The organism is Pseudomonas orientalis, from assembly GCF_002934065.1.
GTDB classification, from domain to species: domain Bacteria; phylum Pseudomonadota; class Gammaproteobacteria; order Pseudomonadales; family Pseudomonadaceae; genus Aquipseudomonas; species Aquipseudomonas orientalis_A.
Window position 1 is genome coordinate 4,291,892 of the sequence record NZ_CP018049.1, and the last position, 13,618, is coordinate 4,305,509.

General features: G+C 59.3%; 14 protein-coding genes. 7 read left to right on the plus strand and 7 right to left on the minus strand.

Annotated features, from left to right (window positions below; translation table 11 throughout):
* Window positions 1-46 precede the first annotated feature (46 nt).
* Window positions 47-940, minus strand: coding sequence for a putrescine utilization regulator PtrR (gene ptrR / locus BOP93_RS19200; RefSeq protein WP_104504258.1), 894 nt, complete (start codon window positions 938-940; stop codon window positions 47-49).
* Between the two features lie 104 nt (window positions 941-1,044).
* Here ptrR and BOP93_RS19205 point away from each other — a divergent pair, with 104 nt between their 5' ends.
* On the plus strand, window positions 1,045-2,244 hold the full coding sequence (locus BOP93_RS19205; protein WP_104504260.1) for an MFS transporter: 1,200 nt from the start codon (window positions 1,045-1,047) through the stop codon (window positions 2,242-2,244).
* On the opposite strand, the gene BOP93_RS19210 is transcribed toward BOP93_RS19205, so the two are convergent.
* The 3 genes from BOP93_RS19210 to BOP93_RS19220 form a co-directional block, all read right to left on the minus strand.
* Complete coding sequence (locus BOP93_RS19210; protein WP_104504262.1) at window positions 2,156-3,598, minus strand: NCS1 family nucleobase:cation symporter-1; 1,443 nt, start codon at window positions 3,596-3,598, stop codon at window positions 2,156-2,158. The genes BOP93_RS19205 and BOP93_RS19210 overlap by 89 nt on opposite strands.
* A 197-nt stretch (window positions 3,599-3,795) precedes the next feature.
* The gene (locus tag BOP93_RS19215) at window positions 3,796-4,194 is read right to left on the minus strand and encodes a DUF2177 family protein (RefSeq protein WP_104504264.1); all 399 of its coding nucleotides are present in this window, start codon (window positions 4,192-4,194) and stop codon (window positions 3,796-3,798) included.
* Between the two features lie 53 nt (window positions 4,195-4,247).
* Window positions 4,248-5,084 (minus strand): CvfB family protein, encoded by an 837-nt coding sequence (locus BOP93_RS19220; RefSeq protein ID WP_104504266.1) that lies wholly within the window; start codon window positions 5,082-5,084, stop codon window positions 4,248-4,250.
* Between the two features lie 324 nt (window positions 5,085-5,408).
* On the opposite strand from BOP93_RS19220, the gene BOP93_RS19225 reads away from it, so the two are divergent.
* The 3 genes from BOP93_RS19225 to BOP93_RS19235 all read left to right on the plus strand — a co-directional run bounded on the left by BOP93_RS19225 (window position 5,409) and on the right by BOP93_RS19235 (window position 7,451).
* Window positions 5,409-5,588 carry a hypothetical protein gene (locus BOP93_RS19225; protein WP_003193095.1) on the plus strand — a complete coding sequence of 60 codons (180 nt, stop codon included), beginning with the start codon at window positions 5,409-5,411 and terminating at the stop codon, window positions 5,586-5,588.
* A 207-nt stretch (window positions 5,589-5,795) separates the two neighbouring features.
* Window positions 5,796-6,518, plus strand: coding sequence for a TorF family putative porin (locus BOP93_RS19230; RefSeq protein ID WP_104504268.1), 723 nt, complete (start codon window positions 5,796-5,798; stop codon window positions 6,516-6,518).
* Between the two features lie 66 nt (window positions 6,519-6,584).
* Window positions 6,585-7,451: a DUF6279 family lipoprotein gene (locus tag BOP93_RS19235; RefSeq protein WP_104504270.1), complete on the plus strand. Its 867-nt coding sequence runs from the start codon at window positions 6,585-6,587 to the stop codon at window positions 7,449-7,451.
* 225 nt (window positions 7,452-7,676) lie between these two features.
* On the opposite strand, the gene BOP93_RS19240 is transcribed toward BOP93_RS19235, so the two are convergent.
* Window positions 7,677-8,078, minus strand: coding sequence for a transcriptional regulator (locus BOP93_RS19240; protein ID WP_104504272.1), 402 nt, complete (start codon window positions 8,076-8,078; stop codon window positions 7,677-7,679).
* Between the two features lie 154 nt (window positions 8,079-8,232).
* On the opposite strand from BOP93_RS19240, the gene BOP93_RS19245 reads away from it, so the two are divergent.
* The gene (locus tag BOP93_RS19245; protein ID WP_065896261.1) at window positions 8,233-8,508 is read left to right on the plus strand and encodes a hypothetical protein; all 276 of its coding nucleotides are present in this window, start codon (window positions 8,233-8,235) and stop codon (window positions 8,506-8,508) included.
* 73 nt (window positions 8,509-8,581) lie between these two features.
* Here BOP93_RS19245 and BOP93_RS19250 read toward each other — a convergent pair whose 3' ends face one another.
* Window positions 8,582-9,928 (minus strand): DEAD/DEAH box helicase, encoded by a 1,347-nt coding sequence (locus BOP93_RS19250; RefSeq protein WP_104504274.1) that lies wholly within the window; start codon window positions 9,926-9,928, stop codon window positions 8,582-8,584.
* A gap of 192 nt (window positions 9,929-10,120) precedes the next feature.
* Here BOP93_RS19250 and BOP93_RS19255 point away from each other — a divergent pair, with 192 nt between their 5' ends.
* Window positions 10,121-11,410 (plus strand): mechanosensitive ion channel family protein, encoded by a 1,290-nt coding sequence (locus tag BOP93_RS19255; RefSeq protein WP_104504276.1) that lies wholly within the window; start codon window positions 10,121-10,123, stop codon window positions 11,408-11,410.
* Window positions 11,411-11,453: 43 nt separating this feature from the next.
* Here BOP93_RS19255 and BOP93_RS19260 read toward each other — a convergent pair whose 3' ends face one another.
* Window positions 11,454-12,011, minus strand: coding sequence for an RBBP9/YdeN family alpha/beta hydrolase (locus BOP93_RS19260; RefSeq protein WP_104504278.1), 558 nt, complete (start codon window positions 12,009-12,011; stop codon window positions 11,454-11,456).
* Between the two features lie 455 nt (window positions 12,012-12,466).
* Between BOP93_RS19260 and BOP93_RS19265 the strand changes: the two genes are divergently transcribed.
* A complete protein-coding gene (locus BOP93_RS19265) occupies window positions 12,467-13,615 on the plus strand; it encodes an iron-containing redox enzyme family protein (RefSeq protein ID WP_237140374.1) in 1,149 nt (382 codons plus the stop codon).
* Window positions 13,616-13,618 lie beyond the last annotated feature (3 nt).

The window sequence follows — 13,618 nt, forward strand, 5'->3', positions numbered from 1 at the left end:
ACCACAACGAACTATTACTGAATGGATCTGAATCCTGTCGGATCGTTCAAGCAATCTCGCGCCTGTCCTGCGCACTCTCTGCCTGGCTCGACTGCTGCAGCTCGATCCATGCATTGAGGTTAGCGCCGAGCATACCCTTTCGCCACATCAACCAGGTGGTAGCAGTGGCAAAAGGCCCAGTGAGCGGATGAACGGACACACTGTCCTTGCCGGGAAGGCTGTCGAGCATCGATTCGGACATCAACGCCACACCGGAGCCGGCGATGACGCAGGCGAGCATGCCTTGGTAGGACTCGATCTCGATGGCGCGGCCCATGGCCACGCGCTCGTGGGAAAACCAGGTCTCCAGGCGGGTGCGATAGGCGCAGCTGCGGCGGAAGGTGAACACCGAGCGGCCGACCACGTCCTGAGGGCTGCGCACCGGTGGGTGGTCGGCCTCGCAAATGATCACCAGGCGCTCTTCGCACAGCGGCACGCCATCGAGCGTGGCAATCGTCAACTGACCATCCACCAGCGCCGCATCCAGCCGTCCGGTGATCAAGCCTTCCAGCAGTTCCCCGCTCGGCGCGGATTGCACCTGCAGGTTCACCATCGGGTAGGCCTTGTGATAACGCGCCAACAGTTTGGGCAAGTGAATTGCCGCCGTGCTGTACATGCTGCCGAGAACAAAATCACCGGCCGGTTGCCCGCCCTGCACGGCGCCGTGAGCTTCGTCATGTAGCGCCAGCAAGCGGGTGCTGTAGTCCAGCAGCACTTTACCCGCAGGAGAAAGCTGCAAGCGCTGGCGTTCACGCACGAACAGCTCGACGCCAAGCTGTTCTTCCATTTGCTTGAGCCGGGTCGACAGGTTCGACGGCACACGGTGCAGGCGCTCGGCGGCGCGGGTGATGGAGCCCTCTTCCGCTACCGCCTGGAAGATGCGCAGTTGACTGAACTCCATAGCCTTTCTCCAAAACTGAACAAGTTGCTCACTATTATTCATTTTTACAGAAAGTCAATCCGCTTTAGCCTGACGGTCTTCGCTTTCCCGCAGGACACGTGCACATGTCACCGCTGATTCGCTTAACCGCCAGCTTTGTCGCCCTGATGATGGCCATGGGCATCGGCCGCTTTGCCCTTACCCCGCAGATGCCGCATTTGCTCAGCGAAGGTCAGATCGACCTGACCGGCGCCGGGTTGATCGCGGCCGCCAATTACCTGGGTTACTTCGTCGGTGCGGTGGACTCGATCTTCGCCCGCAGTCATCATCATATTAAGGGGCGGTTGTACGGCGGGTTGTGGCTCTGCGTGCTGCTGACCCTGGCGTCCTGTTGGGCCCACGGCTTTTGGCCGCACCTGCTGCTGCGTTTCGGCACCGGTGTCGCCAGCGCCTGGGCCCTGGTGATGATTACCAGCCTGAGCCAGCCGCTGGCGATTGCTGCCGGCAGGCCACGCCTGGGAGCGTTGGTGTTCGCAGGACCTGGCTTGGGCATTGTGCTCACCGGACTGCTGGCGCTGGGGTCCAACCTGTTGGGGCAAAGCTCCGCGACGCTGTGGTTGGTGTATGGCGCGGTGGCACTGGTGATGCTGCTGGCCATCCTGCCCTTCCTGCCAACGCCGACCACGCTGGCTGCGCCCGCCTCCAACGCGGGTAATAACGGCAGCATCGCGCACTTGGGCTGGATCTACTTTTTGTTCGGCCTGGGCTACATCATTCCAGCAACTTTCCTGTCGCAGATGGCCAGTGCGCAGTTCAAGGGCGCCTGGCAGGCCGACTTGTTCTGGCCGTGCTTTGGCCTGGCCGCAGCGATGGGCGTTGTGATAGCCAGCCTGCGCCGCAAGGACCCGAACACCACCCGGCGCTGGCTGATGACCACGCTGTGGCTGCAGGCGGCCGGCGTATTCACGTGCCTGCTGGGCAATGCCTGGGGCTTGGCGCTGGGAGTATTGCTGTGCGGCGCACCGTTTCTGGCGTGCATGCAATTGGTCATGGCGCGCCTGCGCGAGATAGCGCCCCACGGCTACCAGCGCAGCACCGGCTTGTTGACGGCCAGCTTTGCCATCGGCCAATTGAGCGGGCCGCTGCTGGCCTCGGTGAGCAGCCACCTGAGCGGCGGCCTGCAACCGGCACTGGTGATTGCCGGTTGCGGCCTGCTGGTGGCCGGCGGTGTCGTGCTCAGCCAGCGACCAGAGGGGTCGGCAAGCGCACCTGCTCACGCCGTGCCAGTAGCAGAAAAAACAGCCCTCCCAGGAAGCAGCCGGTAAACCAGGCGAAATTGGCCATGCCTTGCAACGCCGGCGTGAAGGTGATGGCGACGCCCACCAGCGTCGCCGGTACCAAGGCCTTGACCGCCGTCCAGTTCACCCCGCCGTCGAAGTAATAGCGTCCGCTCGGGCTGTCATCGAACAGCGCATCCACGTCGATCTGCTGCTTTTTGACCAGGTAAAAATCCACCAGCAGGATGCCGAACAGCGGCCCGATAAACGCGGCCAGGATGTCCAGGGTGTAGTGAATCATCAGCGGGTTATTGAACAGGTTCCACGGCGTGATAAAGATCGACGCCACGGCGGCGATCATTCCACCCGCACGCCAGCTGATTTTGCTCGGCGCAATGTTGGCGAAGTCGAACGCCGGCGAGACAAAGTTGGCGACGATATTGATGCCGATAGTGGCGGTCACGAACGCGAAGGCGCCCAGCAGCACGGCCATGCTGTTGTCGATGCGCGACACCGTGGCGATGGGGTCATGCAACATTTCGCCAAATACTGGCAGGGTGCCCGAGACGATCACCACGGTTACCAGGGAGAAGGCCAGGAAGTTCACCGGCAGGCCCCAGAAGTTGCCACGGCGCACGTCCTGCATACTGCGGCAGTAGCGGCTGAAATCGCCAAAATTAAGGGTAGGCCCGGAGAAGTACGACACCACCAGCGCTGTCGCCACGATCACCTGACCGAACGCCTGCCAGCCCGACAGCGACTTTTCCGCCAGGGTAAAGCTGATATTCGCCCAGCCCGCTTTCCAGACGATCCAGCCGGCCAGGGCAAACATCACCGCGTACACCACCGGGCCGGCCCAGTCGATAAAACGGCGGATGGACTCCATGCCGGCCCAGAACACAGCGGCCTGCAAGACCCACAGGGTGAGAAACCCGAACCAGCCCAGGTAAGACAAACCGGCAAAATGCGGCTCGGCATACACAGCCATCGACGGGAAAAAGCGCAGCACCACAATGATCAAGGCACTCGACGCCAGGTACGTCTGAATCCCGTACCAGGCAACCGCGATCAGGCCACGGATCACCGCAGGAATATTCGCGCCAAATACGCCAAACGCCAGCCGACAGATCACTGGATAAGGTACCGCCGCTTGCTGACTCGGCTTGGCCACCAGGTTGGCGATCAGTTGCACAATGCAAATGCCCGCGAGCAAGGCAATCAACACCTGCCAACTCGCCAGCCCCAGCGCGAACAGGCTGGCGGCGAACACGTAGCCACCGACGCTGTGCACGTCGCTCATCCAGAAGGCGAAGATGTTGTACCAGGTCCATTTTTGCGGCAGTGGGCCAAGGTCCTGGTTATACAGCCGCCAGCTGTAGCCTTTGGGCAATTGGTCGGTCATCGCGGGACTCCTCGAAATATCGCCCTGCGTTGCCGTAGCGATATGCATACGGTAGGCGATATGGGTTGTATACGAGGCAGTCAGCAGAATGCGTGCCAATGGCACACAATACCCGTGGAACGGCGTTCCAAAGACACTATAAAGGTTTAGATAAGACAGCTATGCGCAACAACGGTGCACGAAAATCCTGTACACAATCAGTGGCGCACTCGTTGTGCACACAAATAGCCGACTGTGCAGCAGATCGCTGTCAGCACAGTCCCCCACGCCATGTCCATTACCGCCAGGCCGGCGGACCAGCCTTGCAGCGTGGCCCAATTGCTCAGGTCGTAAGTGCCATAGGCCACCAACCCCAGCAAGGCCCCCAAACGCGCAGCGCGTTGCCAACTCGCGCTGGGCAAGACAACGAATATCACGCAACCGAGGACATACAGCAGATAGAACACGACGGCAGGCAACAGCCGGGGCTGATCGAGCATCAGCGAGCCGAGCAGGCTCTTGTAGGCAGGCCCCATGAGGACGCCCAGCCAGAGACCGTCCAGCACCAGGAATGCGACCAGGGTACCGAGATAGGCAAACAACGTTTTCTTCGACATCTGACCGATCCACTGTAGGAGCAAGCATGCTCCTACAGCAGAGCCAACCGCACTCAGCTTAGTTCAATGCGATCGGCATGAATCACAATCTGCCCCTGCTTGTAGAGCGCACCAATGGCCTTTTTGAAGTTGCCTTTGCTCACGCCGAACAAGCTGCTGATGACGGCGGGATCGCTTTTATCACTGACCGGCAAGGTGCCGTTGTTGTCACGCAATTTGGCAAGAATCTTGGAGTTGAGGCTGGAAGCCGCTTCCTGACCAACCGGCTGCAGGCTCAGGCTGATGTTGCCATCGGCGCGGATCTCTTTGATAAACCCCTTCTCCTCCTTGCCCGGGCGCAGGAACTTGAACACTTCGTTCTTGTGGATCAGGCCCCAGTGTTTGTTGTTGATGATCGCCTTGAAGCCCATGTCCGTGGCTTCGGCCACCAACAGGTCGACTTCCTGACCCACCTGGTAATTGGCCGGCGTTTTGTCCAGGTAGCGATCAAGGCGCGCGGTGGCGGTGATGCGCCGGGTGTGCTTGTCGAGATAGACATGCACCACGCAGTATTCACCGGCGCTCAGCTGACGTTTTTCTTCCGAATAAGGCAGCAACAGATCCTTGGGCAGCCCCCAATCGAGGAACACACCGATGCTGTTGACTTCCACCACTTTCAAACTGGCAAATTCGCCCACTTGAACTTTGGGTTTTTCAGTGGTGGCGATAAGTTTGTCATCACTGTCCAGATAAATGAAAACGTTAAGCCAGTCTTCATCTTCACTGGGAATGTCCTTGGGGATATACCGATTAGGCAAGAGGATTTCACCGTCTTGCGCACCATCCAGGTACAAACCAAAGTTAGTGTGTTTAACCACTTGCAAGCTGTTGTAGCGCCCGACTAAAGCCATTTCCAGATACCCTCATTGCGTGGGCGGCATTCTACCCGAGTTGAGCCAGACACGCGCGCGCGCCTGCAAAATCCGCAGGCCGACGTGGCCATGCAATGGCAGTGCCCCGCTCGTCTGATCAATCCTGCGAATTTTACCCGTCGCCAGCGCCTGCACGTTTCAAGCTTTCGAGTTAAAACAGTCAGTTAGCGGGTTATTGGGTTGCTCAAGTTCGGTCTTTTGCAGAGGCGACATTTAATTCCCAGAGGATATTTGCCAAGCAATTGTCAAGTAATTCCTGTACGATGCCTGGCCAAGTTAATTTTCTACAGGTTAGTGGCCGCCATGCGCGTAAAAGCATCCAATAGCAAAGCAAAGCCAGCTCCCGCCGTTGAAACCAGCGAATCGATCAACAGCCAGATTGCTGCGTTTCTCAAATCCGGTGGCGAAATCCAGCAAATTGCCAAGGGCGTGAGTGGTCAGACTTTTGGCCCGTCCAAGCAGATCAGCCTGGGCAAAAAGTAATCCCCGCGCAACGCACCTGGTCCCTAAGCGTCTTGCCTTCAAGGCGCTAGGACTAGAGCCCGAGACACCTTCGCAGCACCTTGATCCTCGCGCTAATCGACGAACGGGCCTCACCTGCGGGCATTCGCCGGTATCCTTGCACACGTCTAGCACGGGCATCTGCTCAAATTTCCTCCCCACTGCTCCTCGCTTTTCATGGAGTGAAGCATGCTCAAATCCTGCATTTTCCTGGTCAGCGCGCTTGCCGCTTGTCCGCTCGCCGAAGCGCAGATTTTCCAGCGCGAATTGGGCGACTTCGACATTAAATTGGGTACCACCCCCAGCCGCACCATGGCCCAGGGCCTGGTCAAGCCGACCTCCCCCGGCAGCGATGCGTTCCATGGCGGGCTGGACCTGAGTCACGACAGCGGCCTGTACTTCGGCCAGTTTTCACCGAACATGGGGCTGTCCTCGCCCAGCACCCTTGAAGTCGATTCCTATATGGGCTTCAAACACCCCTTCGACCAGACCCTGGGCTACGAAGTGGGCTTGATTCACTACAGCTACCCCAAGGTCAGCCCCCTCGACAGCCAAGCGTTTTATGGTGGCCTGAACTTGCTGGGCAACCGTTTCGGCGTGTCCTTCAGCAACGACCCGGACCGCCAGGACAGCACGCTGTTCGCCGACCTCGGTGGCACCCAGCCTTTCGGCATCGGCGTCAGCATGAAATACACCACCCATCAACTGGGCACACCGGTGTCGGTGGAGAACGGCGCTATCAGCAGCTTCAGCGACTGGTCGGTGCAACTGTCCCGAGCCTGGAAAGGAGTGGACTTGGACCTGATCTACAGCAACTCCAGCCTCAGTGGCGGTGACTGCTCGGCCTACTCCGGACACAATTCGCAATGTGACGGCCTGTTGACCCTGAAGGCTGTCCGGTCGTTTTATTGATGGGCTGAACTGTCGCACCCTGCGCAGGTTCACATGCATTAACCCTATCCGTGCAAGGACCCGCCCATGTTGCGTCGGCTCAAACTTCTGGTGTTAATGCTGACCCTGAGCCTGGCGCTCGCCGGCTGCAATCGGGTGGGCTTGGCCTACCGTAACCTTGACGTGATCATCCCCTGGACCCTCAACGACTACCTGGACATGAACGCCGGGCAGAAGAGCTGGTTCAACGACACGCTCAAGGAACACCTGGCCTGGCACTGCACCACGCAATTGCCGGGTTACCTGGACTGGCTGGACCGTCTGCAACAGATGGTCGACAGCAATCAGGTCACCGACGCCGCCTTGCAGGCCCGCACCGTCGAAGCCAAACAGGCAATCGCCGAGATCGCGCGTGAAATTACCCCGTCTGCGGTTCAGTTGCTGCAAGGTCTGGACGATCAGCAGGTCAAAGAGATGAATGAGGCCCTGGCCAAGGATCTGCGCAAGCGCCAGGACGAATACCTCAAGCCACCGCTGGCCCGGCAGATCAAGGAGCGCGCCGAGCGCATGAGCAAGCGTCTGGACGCCTGGATCGGCCCACTCAGCGCCAGCCAGCAGCAACGGGTGATGGCCTGGTCTGTGGCGCTGGGAGACCAGAACAGCGCGTGGATCGGCAACCGTGCCCATTGGCAGGCGCAATTCAGCGAGGCGGTGCAGCAGCGCAACGGTCCTGGTTTTGCGCAAAAAATGCAGCAGTTACTGGTGGACCGGGAAAGCCTTTGGACACCCGAGTACCGGACTGCCTATGCACAGACCGAAGCTGCGGCGCGTAGCCTGATTGTGGATTTGATGGCGCAGAGCACTGAGCAACAGCGCATGAAGCTGATTCAGAAAATCGACAGCGTACGCAACGACTTCAAGGCCCTCAAATGCCTCAAGGCTGCCTCGGTTTAAATGTGGGAGAGGGCTTGCTCTCGATAGCGGCGGGCCAGAATTATCTTTGGTAACTGACAAACCGCTATCGGGGCAAGCTCTACCGCCGTCTGTAGGAGCGAGCTTGCTCGCGAAAAACATCAACGATAACGCGCACTGTCTGAATGAACGCGGTGCCTGTAAGTTTTTCGCGAGCAAGCTCGCTCCTACACTGACAGCCCCTTCCCATAGGGTAATGCGCGGTCTTCAGATGGCGCCGCCGGCAATTGCGGCCTTTGAGGCCACCTGATCAAAGGTCGCTTCGTCCAGCGCATCTTCCTGTTGGTCCAGCACATGACGTGGATGGTGTTCGCCTGGAATGGAACTGTCGATCAGGGAAAGCAGGCTCGAACCGCGCGGGGTCAAAATGAAGTTCTCACCATTGCCGCCTTCTTCCTGCGGACGCGATTCGATAAATCCACGCTTGAGCAACAGCGCCTCGTAATCGGCAGCCGTCTTTTTCAGCGCATCCAGGTTGCCTACGGATTCGCCCGCCGTAGCCTTCTCTGCCGCTTCCTGCTCGGCATATTTGCGCGGGGCAAAGCTACCCTCGCCGTTTTGCACTTCATGCAGCAGACGTTCGATCAGATCCCAGTTGTAAGTCGTCATCCTGATTCCTCCTGCAGGCCCACGGAAAAGTAGCCCGTCTGGAGGTGTGACACGCCAGGTCAGCCGCCGTTCAGCCTGATCGACGGGCGTCATTTCGCTGAACTTTCCCGACGTTCGCCCCCTCAACCGTACACAATCGCCAAGGAGGTCGCCCATGAAAACCCTGATGAACCTGGCCGTCGCCGCTACGCTGCTGAGCAGCGTGCCCGCCTGGGCCTGCACGCCTGAGGAAGCCACCGCCAAGCGCGAGCAACTGGCGCGGGAAGTCACCCAGCTCACCGAGCAAAACCCGACCAAGGCCAAAGAGATGAATGACGAGTTGCAGAAAATGGACCTGGACACCGAAAGCGCGGAATTTCCCGACAAGTGCCAGTTGATTGATGCGCGGCTCAAGGAACTCAAGGAAGCGGCGGCTAAAGCCAAAAGCTGAATGCAGGCGTGGACACGGAGCGTCCCGGGAGGCGTTCCCACGCGGAGCGTGGGAACGATCGGTCAGACGGATGTTACTCGGCAGCCGGCGCTTGCGGCTTGCGGCGCTTGAGCGGGGCCATGCCGTCCTTGCTGACCAGCGACAGGTTGTCGGTCTTCGGCCGGTTGGCGATCTTGCGCTTGGTCGGCGACTTGGCGCCGGCCTTCTTCTTGTCGCCCTTGGCGTCGGTCTTTTTCTTCTTCACCCCGACGGCCTTGCCCGAGGCCTTGACCTTCTTCGGCCCGGTGTAGGTGCCTTTGACTTCCTTGATGGTGCGGCGCTCGAACGATTGCTTGAGGTAGCGCTCGATGCTCGACATCAGGTTCCAGTCGCCGTGACAGATCAGCGAGATGGCCAGGCCATCGTTGCCGGCACGCCCGGTACGGCCGATACGGTGCACGTATTCGTCGCCGCTGCGCGGCATGTCGAAGTTGATCACCAGGTCCAGGCCATCCACGTCAAGGCCGCGCGCGGCAACGTCGGTGGCAACCAGGATCTTCACGCCGCCGGCCTTGAGGCGATCGATGGCCAGCTTGCGGTCCTTCTGGTCCTTTTCGCCGTGCAGCACGAACGCCTTGTATTCCTGCGCCACTAGGCGCCCGTAGATCCGGTCGGCAGCGGCGCGGGTGTTGGTGAAGACGATAGCCTTCTGATAGGTCTCGTTGGCCAGCAGCCAATTGAGGATCTGTTCTTTATGCACGTTGTGGTCAGCGGTGACGATCTGCTGACGCGTGGTCGCGTTCAGGTCGCTGACGTTGTTGACCTGCAGGTGCTCGGGGTCGTTCAGCACCTTGGCGACCATGTCGCGCAGGGTCGAGCCACCGGTGGTGGCGGAGAACAGCATGGTCTGCTGGCGGTTGACGCATTCGGCCACCAGGCGCTGCACGTCGTCGGCAAAGCCCATGTCGAGCATGCGGTCGGCTTCGTCAAGCACCAGCACTTCGACTTCCTTGAGGTCGAGGTTGCCGGCATTGAGTTGCTCGATCATGCGGCCCGGGGTGCCGATCAGGATATCCGGGACCTTGCGCAGCATGGCGGCCTGGACCTTGAAGTCTTCGCCACCGGTAATGATGCCGGACTTGATGAAGGTGAACTGCGAGAAGCGCTCGACTTCCTTCAGGGTCTGCTGGGCCAGCTCGCGAGTCGGCAGCAGGATCAGGGTCTTGATGCTGACGCGGACCTTGGCCGGGCCGATCAGGCGGTTGAGCACCGGCAGGACGAAAGCAGCGGTCTTGCCGCTACCGGTTTGCGCCGTCACCCGCAGGTCACGCCCCTGGAGCGCGAGCGGGATGGCCGCTGCCTGCACAGGCGTAGGCTCGACAAATTTAAGCTCGGCCACGGCTTTGAGCAGGCGTTCGTGCAGGGCGAATTGGGAAAACACGGGTGCTACCTCGAAGAAATACAAAATATCAGCTGCATAGGTTACCGGTTTCGGGCGTCCAAACCGAGTTTCTTTACGCGAACGGTGCTAATCAGCTGGTTTTTTGTCAGCGATTTTGTCCGTGGCGTCAACTTTGTTGCACTTAAATGCTCTAATCGGCCCGTGTTGTCTTACAGAAGAATCGGTTAATCCATGGATATCAAACAGCTCTGGCTCAACGTCCAAGACCTCTGGGGCGCCCTCGATGAACACCCGGTCCTGCATTCCAGCCTCGGCTTGCTGGTATTGCTGGTGGTGGCCTTCGTCGTGGGGCGTGTGGCGCGTTACCTCATCCTGCACGCGGTCAAATTACTCGGCCGGCAGCCTGCGCTGCATTGGCTCAATGATCTGCGGCATAACAAAGTCTTCCATCGCCTGGCGCAGATGACGCCGTCTCTGGTGATCCAGTTCGGCCTGTACCTGGTGCCGGACCTGAGCAAGACCGCCATCCTGTTCATCGGCAACGTGGCCCTGGCGATCACCATTCTGTTCATGGTGCTGGCGATAAGTGCCCTGCTCAACGCGCTGCTGGATATCTACGCGCGCACCGAACATGCGCGCACCCGCTCGATCAAGGGCTATGTGCAGCTGGCAAAGATGGTGCTGTTCGTGTTTGGCGCGATCATCATCGTCGCCACCCTGATCGACCGTTCGCCGCTGTTGCTGCTGTCGGGCCTGGGTGCCATGTCGGCGGTGATCCTGTTGGTGTACAAGGACACGCTGCTGTCGTTCGTCGCCAGCGTGCAATTGACCAGCAACGACATGCTGCGGGTCGGCGACTGGATCGAAATGCCCCAGGTCGGTGCCGACGGGGATGTGGTGGATATCACACTGCACACGGTCAAGGTGCAGAACTTCGACAAGACCATCGTCTCCATTCCCACCTGGCGCCTGATGTCCGAGTCATTCAAGAACTGGCGCGGCATGCAGGCCTCCGGCGGCCGGCGCATCAAGCGCAGCCTGTTCATCGACGCCAGCGGCGTGCGTTTTCTGCGCGATGACGAAGAAGAACGCATGACCCAGGTGCACCTGCTCACCGGCTACATCGGGCGCAAGCAGGCCGAACTCAAGGCCTGGAACGAGGCCCAGGGCCACAGTGCGCAACTGTCGGCCAACCGCCGCCGCATGACCAACCTGGGGACCTTTCGCGCCTACGCCCTGGCGTACCTGCAAAGCCACCCGGACATCCAGCCGAACATGACCTGCATGGTGCGCCAGATGCAGACCACCGCCCAGGGCGTGCCGCTGGAAATCTACTGCTTCACCCGCACCACGGCGTGGGCGGACTACGAGCGCATCCAGGGGGATATTTTCGATTATTTATTGGCGGTGTTGCCGGAGTTCGGCTTGAGCCTGTATCAGCAGCCAAGCGGCACGGACCTGCGCGGCGGGCTGTTTGCGATGACGCAGAATGCCCAGGCCGTGGAAACCCTGGAACACTGACAGGTGAGCGGCGAGGGGCTTGACCGCCGCCTCGCAGTGGCCGCTACTTCAGCTGGAACTGCGGGTCACCGGTCAATTGGTAAAGGTACTCCAAGCCCTTCGGCCAAGGCCCATACCCCGCGTCGCCGTTGATATGGCCGGCGTCCTGCTCCCACACCAGTTCGCTGCCCCATGCCTCGCCGAACGCTTTCGCCCGCTCCTGGGTGACGTAGGGGTCGTTGGTGCTCGCCACCACGATCGTGGGAAAAGGCAGGCGCTGCATCGACATCGGGATAAAACCGGTGGTGCCCGCCGGGTACGAGTCCGCCTCGGTATCGCTCGGTGCCACCAGCAAGGCCCCCTTCACCTTGTTCGACTGCGGATACTGCGCCGCCCAGCGCGTGATCAGGGTAATCGCCAGGCTGTGCGCGACCAGCACAACCTCGCTGTCAGCCGCCTCTATCGCCTGATTCAGGCGCGCCACCCAATCGGCAGCGACCGGCGTTTGCCAGTCCTGCTGCTCGACACGCTGCAACCCTTGGAACTGACGCTCCCATTGCGATTGCCAATGGGCTTCACCGGAGTTGAACAGGCCCGGCAGGACCAAAACGCTGACTGTCATCTTCCCTCTCCCTCAAGACCCTATTAGCCCGCATGCCTGAAAAAAGCTGGCGAACATGTCTAGTCGTCGCCCTGAAATAAATCAACTCACTCAAAACACAAAGCAGACTCCACCTATTGGTTTAGTGAAATTCACTATCTACGCACCCAATTTTCAATCTGTTTTTAGAAAAACCAAATCTATAGCATCTGGCCATCGAACAAATCAGCCAAAAGGCATTTCTTATGTTATGGACAACTAAGCTGTCAGATGATGCGCCCCACTTCGCACTCAGTTCGGATGCCGAGGCGCTCAACCACTACGGGAATGCCCACGCGTTTGCTCAGCCGCGCAGCTTTTATACCAACAGCCCCTTCCAGCGCCCTTCTCGGCCGCAGGACATATCAGACGTCATTATCAGTACTCGTCTAACAAGCGATCAACTTTCAGACAGCCATCATTTATTGGCACAACGTTTGTTATTGAATATCTATGAGCAGGACCTGGTGTTTCTGCCCAAGCCGCCCATGGAACTTGATCTCAAGGCGTTCAAACAGTTCTACAACCCCGACCACGCCGCCAGCGGCAAGAAGATCCGTCCATTGCTCGAACAGTACTTGTATGACTGGCTCAAGCAAGAAGTGCATATCAACGGTTCGTGGTGCCTGGATTCATTTGTCGCACACACCGACAAGGTCCTGGAGGATGTTGCTCAGTCGGAGTCCAAGCTGCACAAGGTGCTGACCAGCAGCCGCAACCCTGAACGTGCCGCGCGTTTTTTCATGACCCAATGCGCCGGCGACTTCCTCAGTGAAGCCTCGGCGATGGCGCGTAATGTGCTGGGCAACTGCGGCGTGTACACCAGCGAGTTGTTCAAGATCCTGATTGATGAATATGGCTACGGCGTCGATAAAAAGAAGCACAGCACCATTTTTGAAGACATGCTCAAAGACATGGGCATGTCTCATCATGTGCACCATTACTGGCAGTTCTACACCGCCGGTTCCTTGTCGCTGACCAACTACTTCCATTATGTGTCCGCCAACCATGGCGAGCTGTTCCGCTACATCGGCGCGATGTATTACACCGAGGCCACCCTGGCCCTCACCACCAAGCATCAGTCGAGCGCCATCAAGGCGATTTTCGGCGACAGCGTCTCCACCGACTATTTCGATGAACATTCACACATCGATGTCCATCACGGAAGAATGGCCCTGCAGCGCCTCATCCTGCCGATGATCAAGCAATTTGGCAGCAAGATCATTCCCGACCTGGTCCGCGGTTTCGAAGAGTTCAGATTGCTGCAGGACATCGCCGATGAAGAGCTCTACGCCCATATCAAATGGCATGACGAGCTGGATGAACACCGTGCACTGGCTGCCGCCCACCACGGCCAGAAGCCGGTGGACCTGCGCATTACCGAGGCCGAGCACGAACTCTCGGTGCCCCACACCCACCCCAATGACGAGCTGTTCTGGGTTGAAACCGGCGAGCTGGATTTTGTCGCAAGCCCGGACCTCAGCGTGCGCCTGAAGGCCGGGGAAGGCGTGGTGATTCCCAAGGGCATGCTGCATGGCACGCGCGTCATCAGCCCATCCTGCACCTATACCGTCACGGCACTTTGAGTA

Coding starts and splice junctions, on each gene's coding strand:
- BOP93_RS19230 (WP_104504268.1), top strand. CDS start 5,796: ATGCTCAAATCCTGCATTTTCCTGGTCAGCGCGCTTGCCGCTTGTCCG.
- BOP93_RS19240 (WP_104504272.1), bottom strand. CDS start 8,078: ATGACGACTTACAACTGGGATCTGATCGAACGTCTGCTGCATGAAGTG.
- BOP93_RS19225 (WP_003193095.1), top strand. CDS start 5,409: ATGCGCGTAAAAGCATCCAATAGCAAAGCAAAGCCAGCTCCCGCCGTT.
- BOP93_RS19220 (WP_104504266.1), bottom strand. CDS start 5,084: ATGGCTTTAGTCGGGCGCTACAACAGCTTGCAAGTGGTTAAACACACT.
- BOP93_RS19245 (WP_065896261.1), top strand. CDS start 8,233: ATGAAAACCCTGATGAACCTGGCCGTCGCCGCTACGCTGCTGAGCAGC.
- BOP93_RS19260 (WP_104504278.1), bottom strand. CDS start 12,011: ATGACAGTCAGCGTTTTGGTCCTGCCGGGCCTGTTCAACTCCGGTGAA.
- BOP93_RS19235 (WP_104504270.1), top strand. CDS start 6,585: ATGTTGCGTCGGCTCAAACTTCTGGTGTTAATGCTGACCCTGAGCCTG.
- BOP93_RS19205 (WP_104504260.1), top strand. CDS start 1,045: ATGTCACCGCTGATTCGCTTAACCGCCAGCTTTGTCGCCCTGATGATG.
- BOP93_RS19210 (WP_104504262.1), bottom strand. CDS start 3,598: ATGACCGACCAATTGCCCAAAGGCTACAGCTGGCGGCTGTATAACCAG.
- ptrR (WP_104504258.1), bottom strand. CDS start 940: ATGGAGTTCAGTCAACTGCGCATCTTCCAGGCGGTAGCGGAAGAGGGC.
- BOP93_RS19255 (WP_104504276.1), top strand. CDS start 10,121: ATGGATATCAAACAGCTCTGGCTCAACGTCCAAGACCTCTGGGGCGCC.
- BOP93_RS19215 (WP_104504264.1), bottom strand. CDS start 4,194: ATGTCGAAGAAAACGTTGTTTGCCTATCTCGGTACCCTGGTCGCATTC.